Below are 15,805 nucleotides of genomic sequence, written 5' to 3' on the forward strand. Positions count from 1 at the left end.
GCAGATCAGTACTTCCCATCAAACGCAAAGATCGGCTTGCGCTGCTTCCACGCGCCGGCAGTAAAGTCCGGGAACTCCAGGGTCTGGAAGCTGTTGGCGATCGACTGCTCGCTCAACGGTGTAATGGCACTCCAGGTCACCGCGTCGTAGATGTCGATCGGCATCGGCGCCTTGGCCTTCAGCGCTTCAACAAAGGCATGGATGACGAACCAGTCCATGCCACCGTGGCCGGCGCTGGCGGCGGTGTCGGCGTTCTGCTTCCACAGCGGGTGCTCGTACTCGTCCTGGTACTTCTTGAACTCTTCCCACTGGTGCGGCGGGCTGCGGCCTTCGATGTGGATCGAATGGTTCACGTCCATCCACAGGCCATTGGTGCCCTGCACGCGGAAGCCCATCGAGTACGGGCGCGGCAGCGAAGTGTCGTGCTGCAGCAGGATGGTCTCACCGTTCTCGCAGGCCAGCGTGGTGGTGACGATGTCGCCCAGCTTGAACTTCACCTTGGTGCTGGGGTGGGTGGTGCCACCACTCTTGGCAACGGTGTACTCGTGCAGGCCACGCGCCTTGGTCGCGAAGGCGTTGATGTGGGTGAAGCGGTTGCCACGGTTGATGCCGGTGTACATCGCGCACGGGCCGATGCCGTGGCTGGGGTACAGCTCGCCGTTGCGTTCCACCGAATGCTCGGTGCGCCAGCGTGCTTCGCTCCAGCCCTTGGGGCCGAATTCCACGCCGCTGTCGTAGGGCTGGTTCGGGTCGCCGGAATTGAACTTCACCCCGCGCAGGTCATGCTGGTAGCCGGCCTGCAGATGCACCAGCTCGCCGAACAGGCCCTGGCGCACCATCTGCAGCGCGGCCATCACGTCGCGGCGGTAGCAGACGTTCTCCAGCAGCATGTAAGGGGTACCGGTGCTCAGCTGGGTCTTCAGCACGTCCCAGTGGTCCTGCAGGGTGATGCCGGCCACCACTTCGCAGCCCACGGCCACGCCGGCCTGCATGGCGGCGATCGCCATCGGTGCGTGGTACTCCCACGGCGTGGCGATGATCACGCCATCGATGCCCTTCTGCTCCAGCAGGCGCTTCCAGGCATTGGTGTCGCGATCCTGTCCGTAGGTCTTCGGTGCCGGCTTGCCGGCCTTGGCCACCATGTCCATGGCGCGACCGAGCATGATCGGTTCGATGTCGCACAGCGCGACCACCTCGACATCGTCGCGGCGCACCAGCTCCTTCAGCAGCACAAGGCCACGCATGCCGGTACCGATCATGGCCAGGCGCACCTTGCGCCCGCGTGCCCACGCCGGGGTCTGCGGCAGCAGGCTGCTGGCGGCGACAGCGGCACTGGCCGCGATGAATTCCCTACGCTTCATGGCAAACATCTCTCCTCTTGGCAGCGAGCCGGCCGTAGCCGGCCCGCCGGGTCACGCAAACGGAATTACTTGAAACGGTAGCCGATGGTCACACTGTAACCACGACCGAAGATGGTGGCGTAGTCACTGGAGTCACCCAGGAAGCTGTTCGGATCGTAGAACGGCAGGCGGTTGAACAGGTTCTTGACGGTGATGCTCAGGTTCCACGCGTCATCCGGGCGCCAGGTGACGCTCATGTTGGCAGTCCACCACGACGGCGCACCATCGCACTTGCTCTTCTGCAGGGCCAGGTAGCCGCCGGTGCAGGTTTCCTTGTTGTTGCTCACCTCATCAACCTGGTCGGTGGCCCACTTGGTGCCGCCCACGTAGTTGACGAACATGCTGGTGGTGACCTGCTTGTAGGTCCAGTCGGCATTGAGCGTGGCACGCAGGCGCGGGTTGTTGTAGTAGCCGACCACGTCGCCGTAGTACCAGCCGTTCTCCGCGTCCATGTAGAAGCGGTTGCGGTTGGCGATGGTGGCGGCCAGGCCGATGTTCAGGTTGCCCCAGTCGCCCAGCGAGAAGCGGCTGCGCGCATCGATGTCGAAGCCGTCGATCAGGGTCTTGCCACGGTTCTTGTACTGGCCCACCACGCTGGCCACGTTGCCGGCCGAATAGCCCGGCAGCACCGACGGGCAGCTCACGCCACTGGCCGGGTCGGCACACATGGCCGCCAGCTGCGCCAGGTTGGCGCGGTCGCTGTCGGTGATCGGCGAGCGCGACATCGAGATGATGTCTTCCATGCGGCGATAGTCCGGCGCGACGATTTCGTTGTTGCGGTAGATGAACCAGTAGTCGGCCGACACCGACAGCCAGCTCGCCGGCTCGTAGACGAAGCCGAGGGTGGCGATCTTCGCCTTCTCCGGCTTCAGGTCCTTGTTCGGCTGGGTCATGCGCGCAACGGTGCGGCTGCAGTCGACGTTCAGCATGTTCTTGCCCAGGTCGACATCACCCGGCCGCTGCGACTTCAGCAACAGGTTGGCGATGGCGTTGGTCTCGTTGCAGCGCAGCTCGTCGCGGAAGCCGCCCAGCTGGGCGAACACGCCGCCATTGCCGGACTCGGCCAGGCTCGGTGCACGGAAGCCGGTGGAGTAGGTACCGCGCAGCATCAGCTGGTCGAACGCCTGGTACTTGAAGCCGATCTTCGGTGCCACGTTGGCACTGAAGTTCGGGTACTTGTCCACGCGCACCGCCGCATCCAGTTCCAGCTTGTCGGTGATCGGCGCCACGGTTTCGGCGAACAGCGCGTAGGTGTTGCGCTTGCCGTCGAACCAGGAACCGCCCTGCTGGGTGATCAGACCGTTGGCGGCGTCGGCGTTGCCCGGAGTGTAGAAGGTTTCGCGGCTGGCGTTGAAGCCGAATGCCGCACGCATCTCACCGGCCGGCAGCTGGAACAGCGGGCCTTCGATCTTGCCGTCGAGGGTGTGCAGGCGGGTCCACGACTGGATGTCGAAGGTCGGGAACGCTTCACGGATCAGCGCGGCGTTGGCTTCGCTGATCTCGCCGAACTTGTACGCCGGATGGTCGGAGATGATCACGCGGCCGGTGCCCGGATCGATCGTGTACGGGCCGAAGGCCTTCTCGAAGCCCTTGGTGTTGACGTTGATCGTCTGGTAGGTGGTGGAGTGGGTGCCGGCGCTGGCGAACGCGGTTTCCCAGTTCCAGTCGCCCCGGTTGCCACGCGCACCGGCCAGCACGCGGTAGCTCTTGTCGGTATTGCGCTGGCCGAAATAGTTCGGGCCGGCATCCTGCAGCAGGTAATTCAGGCCGACCACACCGCCCATCATCGCCTTCATCTGCGGGCTGGCGTGGTTGTACTCGTTGTTCGGGCCCAGGAACGGGTACAGGAACTGGTTGACGGTGTTGCCGGTATTGCGCGAGAACCAGCTGGTCGGGTTGCCGGTGGTGGTGCCGTAGGTGCGCGGCGTGCCGCCGTTGGCGCGCAGGTCGATGTCGGTGTAGGTCGCCTCGGCGAAGATCTCGGTGCTGTCACCGACCAGGAAGGTGCCGTTGAGGTAGGCGGTGTTGCGCTCGGACTTGGCACCGGCGTCGATCTCGTTGTTCATCCAGGTTTCCCAGACGCAACGCGGACCGGCCGCTTCACTGGTCAGCACGTTCCTGCAACCCGGCGCAGCTTCCTGCACACGGCGGCCGGTGACTGGATCGAAGGCGAAATAAGTGCCCGGATTGAATTCACCCGGCTTGCTGCCCACGCCCAGGCGCAGGTTGTTGAGGTAGTTCGGATTGTTGACGTAGTACTGGTCGGGCCGCTTGTCGTAGAAATCGCTCAGCGGGATCGCGTCGCGGCGGTACATGTTCACCGCGCCGTAGATGTTGAAGCGGTTCTCGGCCAGGTCACCGAAGCCGGCGGTGATGCTGGCCTGGCGTTCGCCGTAGGAGTCGATGCGCGAAGAGGTGTCGTTGGTGAAGCTGACCTCGGCCCCCTGGAAGTTGCGCTTGGTGATCACGTTGATCACGCCGGCCACCGCGTCGGTGCCGTACACCGCCGAGGCGCCGTCGGTCAGCACTTCCATGCGCTCGATGGCCGCGGCCGGGATCGCGTCGATGTTGACGAACTGGGTCTGGAAGCCGGCCGGTGCACCGTAGTACGACAGGCGGCGACCGTTCAGCAGCACCAGCGTGCCCTGGGCACCGAGGCCACGCAGATTGGCCTGCGAGGCACCATCGGAACCGGTGAACAGCGAACGCGCGTCCTGCTGCGCCGGGCGGGCGGCCGGCAGATTGTCGAGCACCTGCAGCAGCGTGCGCGCACCCATGTTCTGGATGTCCTGCTTGCTGATCACCTGCACCGGCGAGGCGGTTTCCACGTCGGTGCGGCGGATGTTGGAACCGGTGACCTCGATGCGGGCGAGGTCGGTGGCCTTGTCCTTGCTCTCCTGGGCGAAGGCAGGAACGGCGACCGACAGCAGCACGCCGGCGATGGCCAGCGACAGCGGAGCGATCGAACGACAGGGGGGGCGGTGGTGGCGGGCGGGCAACATCGGGGTTCTCTCCTGGCAGGGGTGCAGCGCAATAAGTGAGCGCGTGGGCGTTCGGCGGGCAAAACGCTCCCGGGCCACGGCCACGAGGGCCGTAGTCGGAATGGGCGGGGGGAGGAGCGGTGTTACGAGGGGGTCATGGGGCGACGATGCTGGCGGAGTCGCCCTCCTGGCCGATCAGTACGGCATTGGCCCAGTTGGCGCAGACCTGGGCGGGTTGACTGCCCTGCGCACCCAGCGTGCGCAGGCTCAGGGTGGAAAGGCCTCGGATGTCCAGCTCCGGCTTGACCACGCCGGGTGCCTTCACCAGGCCGCTGTCATACAACAGGTGGTCGTCACCCCAGACCTGGAACTGCAGGCCACCGGCGGTGCGGCAGGCGTCGTCGATGCCGAGGTCGGCACGCAGCAGGTGCCAGCCGCCCTGCAGGCGCAGGTCGATGCGGCTGTTGGCGCCGACGCCCAGGCCACGGCGGAACTGCAGGCCGTTCATGCGCATGCCGGCGTCGCCACGGAAGGACTGGTCGGTGCGCACCTGGCTGGCCAGCGCGGCCGGCACCGGCAGCTCGGAGAGATAGCGCTGCCGGGCCGGTCGCTCCGGTTCCTGGTGTTCGAGGATGTGGAAGGTGGACAAGGCGATCGGGCCGACGTCGCGTGGCTGCAGTGCATCGAATGCGCGGGCGCTGCCCTGTGCGGCGGTGACCATCGGGTCGGTGCTGCTGGCGCCGTCGCCTTCGGGGTTCTGCACGCTCAGCACGCGGAAGCGCAGCAGGCGCCCGGCATGGGCCGGGAACGCGATGCGCTGCACGCCCTCCTTCAACTGCAGGCGGCCACGTGCGATCGGCTCGCCCCACTCGCCATTGCTGTCGCCCAGGTACACCTCGTAGTCGCGCACCTGGCCGTGCTTCCAGTTCTTGTCGTTGCGCGGCGCGATGTCGATGCCGTCGATCATCCTGCGCTCGCCGAAGCCGATCACCCACTCATGCGCACCGGTGCGCACGGCCTGGTTGCGCACACTGCGGAACCAGGTGGCCGGATCGTCGTCGAAGGCATTTTCCAGCGCATGGCCAGGCTCTTCGGCCGGGCGGTTGACCACCAGCAGGCTGTCGGCCGGCAGTTCGCGGCCCAGCACCGGCGCAGCCGGATAGGCATCGTCGGCGGCCGCAGCGGCCACCGCGAAGTCCAGCTGCAGCTGCAGCGGCTGGCGGATGTCCCGGGTAGCGGTACGCACGTGCAGCGTGCCACGGCGCTCCTTGGCATCGAAGTACCAGCCTTCAGCCGCACCGTTGAACGCCGCCGCATCGGCCAACACCGGCAACGCGCGGCCACCGGCCTGCACCGCACGCGGTGCCTGGCGGCTGAGCACGCGCAGGCCATAACGGCGCTGCGCCAGCTGGCCGTTGTACTGGCCCTGCACCGGATCGATCTGCACCTGCACCGGGCCACTGCCCTGCGCCGGCGCCTGCACGCGGATTACCTGCGTGCTCGACTCACCCTGCTGGTAGCGGCGCGTGTTGCCATCGTCTTCGTACAGCGTGTACTGCGACTCGCCCTGCGGGTACAGGTCGAACGTCACTTCATCCAGCGGCTTCTCGCCGTCGAACAGCATCGACGGGTACATCGGCAGGATCGCACCGGCACGCACGAACACCGGCAACGTGGCCAGGTCCACCTGGCGGTCGAGCTGGCGGCCGTCGGCGCCGGCCTGCACGCGGCGGCCATCCCAGTAGTCGATCCAGCCGCCGGCCGGCAGGTGGATGTCGCGGCGCCAGCCACGGCTGGCGGCCTGGCTGCGGTACACCGGCGCCACCAGCAGGTCGCGGCCGAGCAGGAACTGGTACTTGTAGGTTTCATCCTGCGCATGCGGATCGCGCGGGTTGTCCCACATCAGGCCGCGCACCGGCGGTGCACCGGTCTGCGCAGCCTCGTGCACCAGCCCGTACATGTACGGGGTCAGGCGCATCTTCAACTTCAGGTAATCGCGGTTGATGCTGCGATAGGGCTCGTCGTACCACCACGGGTGCTTGCGTGCGTTCGACGACCAGCCGCTCATGCCCATCAGCACCGGGGTGAAGGCTTTCCACTGCAGGTCGCGGGTGAAGGTTTCGGCGCTGCCGCCGAAGATCGCATCCACATCGCCACTGGCGTAGGCCATGCCGGACAGGCCCGAACCGACCAGGGTTGGCACGTGCCAGCGGATGTAATCCCAGCTGCTGCTCTGGTCGCCGGTCCACGCTACGGCGTAGCGCTGGATGCCGGCCCAGCCCATCACCGTCCACAGGAACGGGCGCGAATCGGAATTGTCGAGGATGCCGTTGAACGCCTGACGGTTGGCGTCCATCGCGAACTGGTAGCCCTTGCCGGTCCAGGCCACGTCCAGCTTCTGCACGCGGCTGCCGGCCTTGCCCACTTCCCAGGCGATCTTGTCGACGCCGTTCTCGGTCCACAGGCCGGTGCGGAAGCCGTACTTGGCCAAGCCCTGCACGGTTTCCGGCAGCTTCTTGTACCCGCAGCCGTAGCCATCGTTGGGCAGGATCCAGCCACCGGGCATGTCGTGGGCGCGGTACTGCTTGGCCACCGAGTCGATCACATCCGGCGTGGTGCCGGTCGGGCCGTCACTCCAGCCTTCGGGCACGGTGCCGGGCTTCTTGGCATTGTCACCGTCGTTGTAGCAATCGGCATCGCCGTAGGACAGCGCCCAGCGCGCGACCATGTTCGGGCGGCCGGTCAGCTGGGTGTAGCGCTCGATCAGTTTCGGCAGGTCGGCGCCGACGAAGTAATAGGCATCGAAGCGGTCTTCGCGGTGCAGCAGCGTGGCCTGGTCGGCCTCGCGCAGATCGTAGCTGCCATCGCTCCAGGTGTTGCGCAGCATGCCCCAGCCACGGCTGCTCAGCAGCATCGGTGCAGGGCTGGGGCGGTCGCCCTCTTCCCAGCCGCCGGAGTAGGACACGTCCAGCTCGCGGCCCTTGAACTGGTAACGGCCGTTCTGCTGGCCGCCACCGAAATAGCCTTCATCAGCCTGCGAGGACAGCACCTGCACACTCTGCGTGGCATCCAGGTCCAGCGGCTGCAGTTCCTGCCACAGCGCGGTGGGCTGGCCGTTGTCCAGGCGTTCCAGGCGCATGCGCAGCGGCTGCCGCTGTACATGCAGGATCAGTGCATCGGTGCGCACGCGGATTTCCTGTGCGTCTTCTTCCAGCTGCGCCTTCACGTTCGCCTTGGGCTGCGGCAGCACGATCGGTGCGGCCTTGTCGCCGGCACCGGTCAGCGTGCCGTTGCGGCCGGCCTGCACGCGGATGATGTCGGTGGCCGGCAGTTCGATGCGGATGCGCGCGCCCTTGTCGGTCTGCAGGTCCCAGCCCTGCACGCCGTCGCCGCTGGCGCTGGCGGCAACCGAACGCAGGTTGCCGACCGGCTCGGCCTGGGCCGGCATGGACGCCAGCATCAATGCCGGCAACAGGGCCAGCATCAGCGGCGAGCGACGAACGCAGTTTTCCACGCGGACTCCCAACCCGTTCACCGGGCGTTTCGAAAGCGATTGGGCCGACTCTAGGGCAGCGATTCGAAAGATGTCAACAAATTGAAAGGAAAAAGGAAGATATATTCCATTTAAACGAAAGTTGTTGCGCCGCAACACTTTGTGTAATCGCTTGCACACGCCTGTTAAGCATTGTGCGATACGGCATCCGGCGGATTCTTGCGTTTTCCGACGTGCTCTGGGCAGAGCGAAGTCGGCGTCACATTTTCTTTCTTTTTACTTTCGCTATTTGACATTTCGAAAGAAAACGCAGATGGTGCGCTGGCCCAACTGGAACCTCCGAATGGACGTCACCCTGCTTTCCGATGTGTCCGCCTGGCAGCGCCTTGGCGGAGCCGATACCGCTACCGAAATCGCCCAGCAGCCTGCGCTGTGGGAAGCCCTCGCACAGGACCTGTCGCGTGCCCGCGACCGCCTGCAGGCCTTCCTCGGCGACAGCCTCAACGATCCCAACCAGCGCGTGCTGTTCACCGGCGCCGGCAGCTCCGGCTTCATCGCCGAAATGGTGGCCGACGCGATCAACGCGCAGTGGCCAGCCGATGTGCGCGTGGTGCACACCACCAGCCTGCTGACCCACCCGGCGCTGTACCTGCAGCGCGACCGCCCGACCCTGCTGGTCTCGTTCGGCCGCAGCGGTTCCAGCCCGGAAAGCGTGGCGGCGGTTGACCGCGTGCGCAGCGACGTGGATGACGCGCGCTTCCTCGACATCACCTGCAACGCCGATGGCGAACTGGCCCGCCGTGGGGCCGGCCGTGCCGATACCTGCACCCTGCTGATGCCGTCGGCCAGCTGCGACCGCGCCTTCGCCATGACCAGCAGCCTGACCTGCATGCTGTTGGCCGCGCTGACCGTGTTCGATCGTTCGCCGTGGGATGCGCGCGTGGCGCGCCTGAAGCAGATCGCCGCGCTGGCCCGCGAAGGCCAGGCGCAGTGGGACGCACCGGTGGCGGCGCTGGCGCAGCGCCCGTTCAACCGCATCATCTACCTCGGCAGCGGCCCGCTGGAAGCGCTGGCACGCGAGTGCGCGCTGAAGGTGCTGGAACTGACCGCTGGCCGCGTGCTGGCGCTGGCCAACACCCCGCTGGGCTTCCGTCATGGGCCGAAGTCGACGCTGGATGGCAACACCCTGGTGGTGGTGCTGCGCAGCGTGCAGCCGCTGGCGCGCCGCTACGAACAGGACCTGCTGGAAGAGCTGCGCCGCGACGGCGTGGCCGGCCAGGTGCTGGCGATCGGTCCGCATTCGGACATCGGCGCCGATGACGAATACACCCTCACCGTGCCGGCACTGGACGACCCGTGGCTGGCGCCGGTGTGGCTGGGCTTCGCGCAGCTGTTCGCGCTGCAGCGCTCGGCCGCGCTTGGCCTGACCCCGGACAACCCGTTCCCGGATGGCACCGTCAACCGCGTCGTCAAGGGCGTCACCATCCACCATGGCTGAGCTGATCGCCCACGCCTGCTACGGCATCGACATCGGCGGCACCAAGATCGAGCTGGTGGCGTGCGATGCGGCGATGCAGGTCACCTGGCGCCGCCGCGTGGCCACCCCACAGGGTGACTACGACGGCTTCCTGCAGGCGGTGGTGGCGCTGGTGGCCGAGGCGGACGCCGCCCTCGGCCGCAGCGATGCGGCCATCGGCATCGCCCTGCCCGGCGTGCGTGACCGCCGCAGCGGTCGCCAGCTCAGCGCGAACGTGCCTGCACTGACCGGCCAATGCGTGGCGCAGGATCTGCAGGCACGCCTGCAGCGCCCGCTGCACTTCGGCAATGATCTGCAGTGCTTTGCCCTGTCTGAAGCGCACGGCGGCGCGGCTGACGGCTACCCCAGCATGTTCGGCGCCATCCTCGGCACTGGTGCCGGCGGCGGCTTCTGCCTGCACGGCCGGCTGCTGTCCGGCTTCAACGGCCTGGCCGGCGAATGGGGCCACTGGAGCGTGCCCGGCCACCTGCTGCAGCGCCACGGCCTGCCGCTGCTGGACTGCGGCTGCGGCCTGCAGGGCTGCGTGGAGCGCTATGTGTCCGGCAGCGGTGTGGCGATGATCGAGCGCCACCTCGGTGGCAGCGCCGCCGACGCCAGCGCCGTGATCGCCCTGGCCGAAGCCGGCGATGCACGTGCGCGCAAGGCGTTGGACATCCACAGCGATCTGCTTGGCCACAGCCTGGCCGCGCTGGTGCTGGCGCTGGACCCGCACGTGATCGTGCTCGGCGGTGGTCTCTCGCAGTACGCGCCGCTGTACCAGCAGCTGCCGTCGGCCATCGCTGCCCATCTGTTCAACGGCGTGCAGGTACCGCCGATCGTGCCGCCGCGCTTCGGCGATGCCGGTGGCGCACGTGGTGCCGCCCTGCTCGCCTGCCAACCCTCGTTTTCCTGATGTCCGGAGCCTGACCATGTCCCCGTTGCAGACCCTGCTTGCCTCCCACCGCGCCGGTGCCAACGTCGGCCTGTACAGCGTCTGCTGCAGCAACGAGCAGGTGCTGCGCGCGGCCATGCACGTGGCGCTGGCACACGGCACCGTGCTGCTGGTCGAGGCCACCTCCAACCAGGTCGATCAGTTCGGCGGCTATACCGGCATGACCCCGCCGCAGTACCGCGACTACGTCGGTACCCTGGCCGATGAGGAAGGCTTCCCGCGCGAGCGGCTGATCCTCGGCGGTGACCATCTTGGCCCGAATGCCTGGCAGAAGCGCCCGGCTGCCGAAGCGATGACCCACGCGCGCGTGCTGATCGAAGCCTACGTCGCCGCCGGTTTCCACAAGATCCATCTCGACTGCAGCATGTCCTGCGCCGATGACCCGGTGCCGCTGCCCGATGCCATCGTTGCCGCACGCTCGGCCGAGCTGGCCGAGATCGCCGAACGCACCGCCGCCGAACACGGCCTGCCGCCGCCGGTCTACGTGATCGGTACCGAGGTGCCGATTCCCGGTGGAGAAGCCTCGCTTGCCGAGGGACTGCAGGTGACCACGCCGGCCGCCGCCGCGCAGACCCTGGCCATCCACCAGCAGGCGTTCGACACGCCGCAGCTGCGTGATGCGTGGCAGCGCGTGATCGCGATGGTGGTGCAGCCGGGCGTCGACTTCGACCACAGCAGCGTGCACGAGTACGACCCGGCCGCCGCCAGCACGCTGGCCGACTTCCTGGAACAGCAGCCACGCATCGTGTTCGAGGCGCACTCCACCGACTACCAGCGCGAAAGCGGCCTGCACGCGCTGGTGCGCGACCACTTCGCCATCCTCAAGGTCGGCCCGGCGGCGACCTTCGCCTACCGCGAAGCGCTGTTCGCGCTGGCCGCGATCGAGGCCGAACTGCTGCCGGCCGCACAATGCTCGCGCCTGCCGCAGGTACTGGACGAGGTGATGGTGGCGCAGCCGAAGTACTGGCAGTCCTACTACCAGGGCGATGAGGCAGCGCTGCGCCTGCTGCGCAGTTACTCCTTCAGCGACCGCTGCCGCTACTACTGGGGCGAGCCGGCCCTGGTACAGGCGGTGCAGACCCTGTTCGCCAACCTGGAACAGCACGCGCCGCCGCTGGTGCTGCTCAGCCAGTACCTGCCGGAACAGTACCGCGCCGTGCGCGAAGGCGCCCTGGCCAACACCCCCACCGCACTGGTGCAGCACCGTATCGGCCTGTGCCTGGGTGAGTACGCCCGTGCCTGCAGCGCCAACCAGGCCGGAACCCGCACTCACCACGCAGGTTCGGCTGCCGCCGCTGCTGCGAACGGCTAATCTCTACCTTTCCCCGCGACACCGAGAATGGCCATGCGCAACACCCGCTCCCGCCGGCAACAGATCCTGCAGCTGCTGATCGAGCACGGCTCGGTGCAGGTGGCCGATCTGGTCGAGCGCTTCGGCGTGTCGGCGGTGACCATCCGTGCCGACCTGACCCATTTCGAATCGCAGGGCCTGGCCAACCGTACCCACGGTGGCGCCACGCTGGTGCGCACGCCGCCGCAGGAACAGGACATCCACGAAAAGGACGCACTGAACCTGCCGCTGAAGGAATCGATCGGCGCGTGTGCCGCGCGCCTGGTACGGCCTGGTGACAACATCATCATCGACTCCGGCTCGACCACGATGACCCTGGCCCGCCACCTGCGCACGCAGCGCGACGTGACGGTGATGACCAACGGGCTGAACATCGCCTGGGAACTGGCCAACGCGGCCGGCATCAACGTGCTGCTGACCGGCGGCCTGTTGCGCCAGCAGTCGCTGTCGCTGCAGGGCAGCCAGGCCGAAGCCAGCCTCAACTCCTACAGCTTCGACACGCTGTTCCTGGGCGTGGATGGCCTGGACCTGCAGTTCGGGTTGACCACCCATGACGAAGCCGAAGCCCGCCTCAACCATCGCATGGTCGAGCGTGCACGCCGTATCGTGGTGCTGACCGACGCCTCCAAGTTCGGGCGCGTCAGCCTGCACCGCATCGCCCTGCTGGATCAGATCCACACCATCATCACCGATGCCGGCATCGACGACGCGTCCCGCGAGGGACTGCAGCGGTTGGGCATCGAGGTGATCATCGCCGAGCCCACCGCATGAGCGACACCCGTTCCCTGCATGGCCGCATCCTCACCCCGCTGGGTTGGCGGCGTGGCCACGTCCACTTCGATTCGCACGTGCGCCAGCTGCAGGTGGACGACCACAGCGGCGCTGACGATCTGCAGCTGCCGGTGATCCTGCCCGGCTTCATCGACCTGCATGTGCACGGCGCTGCAGGGGTGGACCTGATGCAGGGCGGCGACGTGGCGCGCACCATCGCCCGCACCCATCTGCGCTTCGGTACCACCACGCTGCTGGCGACCACCATGACCGCCGGCCTGGATGAGATCGAGCACGCGCTGCACGGCGTGGCCGCCACCATGGCCGCACCCGATGCAGACGCCGCCAGCATCGTCGGCGTACATCTGGAAGGGCCGTTCATCAGCCCGCAGCGGCTGGGCGCGCAGCCCAACCGCACCATCGAGGCGACGCTGGCGCTGGTACAGCGGCTGCACGCGCTGGCGCCGATCCGTGTGATGACGCTGGCGCCGGAGATCGGCGAGCACACCGCGCTGATTCCCGCGCTTTCGGCAATGGGCATCCGCGTGCAGCTCGGCCACAGCGCCGGTACCTACGAAGAAGGTGTTGCTGCGCTGCAGGCCGGTGCCTCCGGCTTCACCCATCTGTTCAACGGCATGACCGGCGTCGATCACTATCGCCCGGGCATCGCGGCGGCGGCACTCGCGCATGCGCAGTACGCCGAAATCATTCCCGACCTGCAGCACATCCATCCCGGCGTGATCCGCCTGGCCGCGCGTGCGATCCCGCGCCTGTACGCAGTGACCGACGCGACTGCCGCCACCGGCATGCCCGACGGCGAGTACGCACTGGGCGAGCAGCGCGTGCACAAGTGCGGCGGCTGCGTGCGCCTGGCTACCGGTTCACTGGCCGGCAGCGCGCTGACCATGGACCAGGCGCTGCGCAACCTGGTGCAGGTGGGCCTGGAGCTGGCCGATGCCTCGCAACGTGTCTCCACCTTCCCGGCCGACTACCTGGGCCTGGGCGATCGCGGCCGCATCGCGCCCGACGCCCGCGCCGACCTGGTAGCGCTGGACGCCGAACTGCGCCTGCAGCAGGTGGTGGTGGGTGGGCGCATGGTCGATTTGAACGCAACACCAGCCTGACGCACCGTGCCTTCGTAGAGTCGAGCCATGCTCGACTGCTCTGCCGCGCCATGCGCGGTCAGTCGAGCATGGCTCGACTCTACAGAAAGCGATCCGCACCGAAACACCTTCTGGGATATGCCGATGACTGCACGCACCGCTCCGCGCTGGCCCGTACGCTACCTGCTCTTCATCGGCGGCCTGGGTGGCCTGCTGTACGGCATCGACATCGGCATCATCGCCGGCGCCCTGCCCTATCTTGAAGCAACTGCCAGCCACGCCTGGCAGCTCAGCAGCCAGCAGCTCGGCTTCGTGGTGGCAGCGGTACTGCTGGGCAGCGTGCTGTCCTCGCTGTTCGCCGGCATGGTTGCCGACCTGATCGGCCGTCGCGGCGCGATGCTGCTGGCCGGCCTGCTGTTCACCGCCTCGATTCCGATCATGGCACTGGCCTCCGGCTACACGCCGCTGCTGCTGGGGCGCCTCCTGCAGGGCATCAGTGGCGGTTTGATCGGCGTAGTGATTCCGCTGTACCTGGCCGAAGTGCTCAGCCCCGAGCGGCGTGGGCGCGGCGCGGCCATGTTCCAGCTGCTGCTGACCGTTGGCCTGGTGCTGGCAGCCCTGATCGGCCTGTACCACGCCCACGCCGTCGATGCCGCCGCCGAAGCCGTGCGTTCGCTGCCGGTCGCGCAGCAGGCGCAGGAACTGTTCACGGTGAAGGACCACGCCTGGCGCACCATCTTCTGGACCTGCCTGGCGCCGGGCCTGCTGTTCTGCGCCGGCATCTTCTGGCTGTCCGAGTCACCACGCTGGCTGGTGCGGCGGGGTCGCATCGATGAAGCCCGCCGCAGCCTCCAGCGCGTCCTGCCCGCCGCAGATGTCGAGCCCACGCTGGCCCAGATCCAGGCGCCGGAATCGAGCAGCAGGGACGGCAAGCGCGATCCACTGCTCAGCCGCCGCTACGTGGTGCCGTTCCTGCTCGCCTGCGTGGTGCTGGCCTGCACCCAGGCTACCGGCATCAATTCGGTGCTGGCCTACGCGGTCAACATCCTCAACCAGGCCGGCCTGTCCGGTTCAGTGGCCAACGGCGCCGACGTGGCGATCAAGCTGCTCAATGCGGTGATGACCGTGGTCGCGTTGCTGCTGGTCGACCGCAAGGGCCGCAAGTTCCTGCTGATGCTCGGCAGTGGTGGCATCTGCGTGGCCCTGCTGGCCGCGGCCGCGCTGTTCTTCCAGGCCGAGCGTGGCCGCGCCGATGTGCAACCGCAGCTGCAGGCGGCGGTCAGCGGCGATGGCCTGCAACTGGTTCTGGATGACGCGCAGTGGCAGCGCCTGAGCAATGGCATCGACAGCCAGGGCCGACCGATGCAGCTGACCGTGTCGTACGCGTATGGTGACTTTACCAACGTGCGCGCCCTGCGCAGCGACAACCTGACCGATCGCGAGCTGCGCATCGAGCGCGCCGGCACCGTGCAGCCCGACAGTGTGATTGGTGCGTTCTTCCGCAAGCTGCATCTGAACCCGTTCGCCGACCCGGCCAGTGCCGCGCAGGCGCCGCTGCGCATCGAACAGGCGCGCATCGGCCCGGTGCCGCCACCGGCACACGGCTGGGCCGTGGCCGCCTGCATCCTGGTGTTCGTCGCGTTCTTCGCGGTCGGCCCCGGCGTATGCGTGTGGCTGGCACTGTCGGAGCTGATGCCGAACCGCATCCGTTCCAATGGCATGAGCATCGCGCTGCTGATCAACCAGTTCGTGTCCACCACCATCGCCGCCATCTTCCTGCCCACGGTGGGCCACTACGGCTACGCCAGCATGTTCGTGTTCTGGGCGGCGTGCACCTTCGTGTTCTTCCTGGTAGCCGCGTTCTGGCTGCCGGAGACCAAGGGCAAGTCGCTGGAGGAGATCGAGGCACGGTTCGCGGGAAAGCGGGGCTGACAGCGCCTGCACCTAGCGTCGGCCATACCCCATGACATGCCAACGGGGTATGGCACGCCGATGACGCTACGGCACGCCGATGGGTGTGGCACGCAGATCGGGTAGAGTCGACTGTTGGTCGACTGCTCTTCGCTCCAACACCAGGAACGCCGCGCTACGCGCGTGAGTCGACTAACTGTGATCTCTCTGTACGTTGTTCATCCGGGACATCTTTGGAAAATGGTGGTTACCACACCTCTCCAGACCCCAAAGAGCCCGGATGAACCACCATAAAAATGCCCGTTTGACCGTCCATAGTCGAGCACT

Annotated in this window: 9 protein-coding genes; 6 read left to right on the forward strand and 3 right to left on the reverse strand. The window is 67.1% G+C overall.

Features of this window, described 5'->3' with window-relative positions:
• Positions 1–5: 5 nt before the first annotated feature.
• The 3 genes from AC5P9F_RS16175 to AC5P9F_RS16185 all read right to left on the reverse strand — a co-directional run bounded on the left by AC5P9F_RS16175 (position 6) and on the right by AC5P9F_RS16185 (position 7,895).
• Positions 6–1,361 carry a Gfo/Idh/MocA family protein gene (locus AC5P9F_RS16175; RefSeq protein WP_308679402.1) on the reverse strand — a complete coding sequence of 452 codons (1,356 nt, stop codon included), beginning with the start codon at positions 1,359–1,361 and terminating at the stop codon, positions 6–8.
• Between the two features lie 65 nt (positions 1,362–1,426).
• A complete protein-coding gene (locus AC5P9F_RS16180; protein WP_138970013.1) occupies positions 1,427–4,402 on the reverse strand; it encodes a TonB-dependent receptor in 2,976 nt (991 codons plus the stop codon).
• 133 nt (positions 4,403–4,535) lie between these two features.
• A complete protein-coding gene (locus AC5P9F_RS16185; RefSeq protein ID WP_043034234.1) occupies positions 4,536–7,895 on the reverse strand; it encodes a TIM-barrel domain-containing protein in 3,360 nt (1,119 codons plus the stop codon).
• 322 nt (positions 7,896–8,217) lie between these two features.
• Between AC5P9F_RS16185 and AC5P9F_RS16190 the strand changes: the two genes are divergently transcribed.
• From AC5P9F_RS16190 to AC5P9F_RS16215, 6 genes are all read left to right on the forward strand, one after another.
• Positions 8,218–9,372 carry an SIS domain-containing protein gene (locus AC5P9F_RS16190; RefSeq protein WP_005411499.1) on the forward strand — a complete coding sequence of 385 codons (1,155 nt, stop codon included), beginning with the start codon at positions 8,218–8,220 and terminating at the stop codon, positions 9,370–9,372.
• Positions 9,365–10,303: an ROK family protein gene (locus AC5P9F_RS16195; RefSeq protein ID WP_274849949.1), complete on the forward strand. Its 939-nt coding sequence runs from the start codon at positions 9,365–9,367 to the stop codon at positions 10,301–10,303. The genes AC5P9F_RS16190 and AC5P9F_RS16195 overlap by 8 nt, the downstream gene beginning before the upstream one ends.
• Positions 10,304–10,319: 16 nt before the next feature.
• Positions 10,320–11,654 carry a D-tagatose-bisphosphate aldolase, class II, non-catalytic subunit gene (locus tag AC5P9F_RS16200; RefSeq protein ID WP_308679406.1) on the forward strand — a complete coding sequence of 445 codons (1,335 nt, stop codon included), beginning with the start codon at positions 10,320–10,322 and terminating at the stop codon, positions 11,652–11,654.
• 33 nt (positions 11,655–11,687) lie between these two features.
• The gene (locus tag AC5P9F_RS16205; protein ID WP_033833750.1) at positions 11,688–12,464 is read left to right on the forward strand and encodes a DeoR family transcriptional regulator; all 777 of its coding nucleotides are present in this window, start codon (positions 11,688–11,690) and stop codon (positions 12,462–12,464) included.
• Positions 12,461–13,588 carry an N-acetylglucosamine-6-phosphate deacetylase gene (gene nagA, locus AC5P9F_RS16210; protein WP_005414784.1) on the forward strand — a complete coding sequence of 376 codons (1,128 nt, stop codon included), beginning with the start codon at positions 12,461–12,463 and terminating at the stop codon, positions 13,586–13,588. Before AC5P9F_RS16205 ends, nagA begins: the two co-directional genes overlap by 4 nt.
• A 123-nt stretch (positions 13,589–13,711) precedes the next feature.
• Positions 13,712–15,499, forward strand: a complete 1,788-nt coding sequence (locus AC5P9F_RS16215) for an MFS transporter (protein ID WP_099485107.1) — start codon at positions 13,712–13,714, stop codon at positions 15,497–15,499.
• Positions 15,500–15,805 lie beyond the last annotated feature (306 nt).

It is taken from the genome of Stenotrophomonas sp. YJH_SMC_4 (assembly GCF_059371575.1).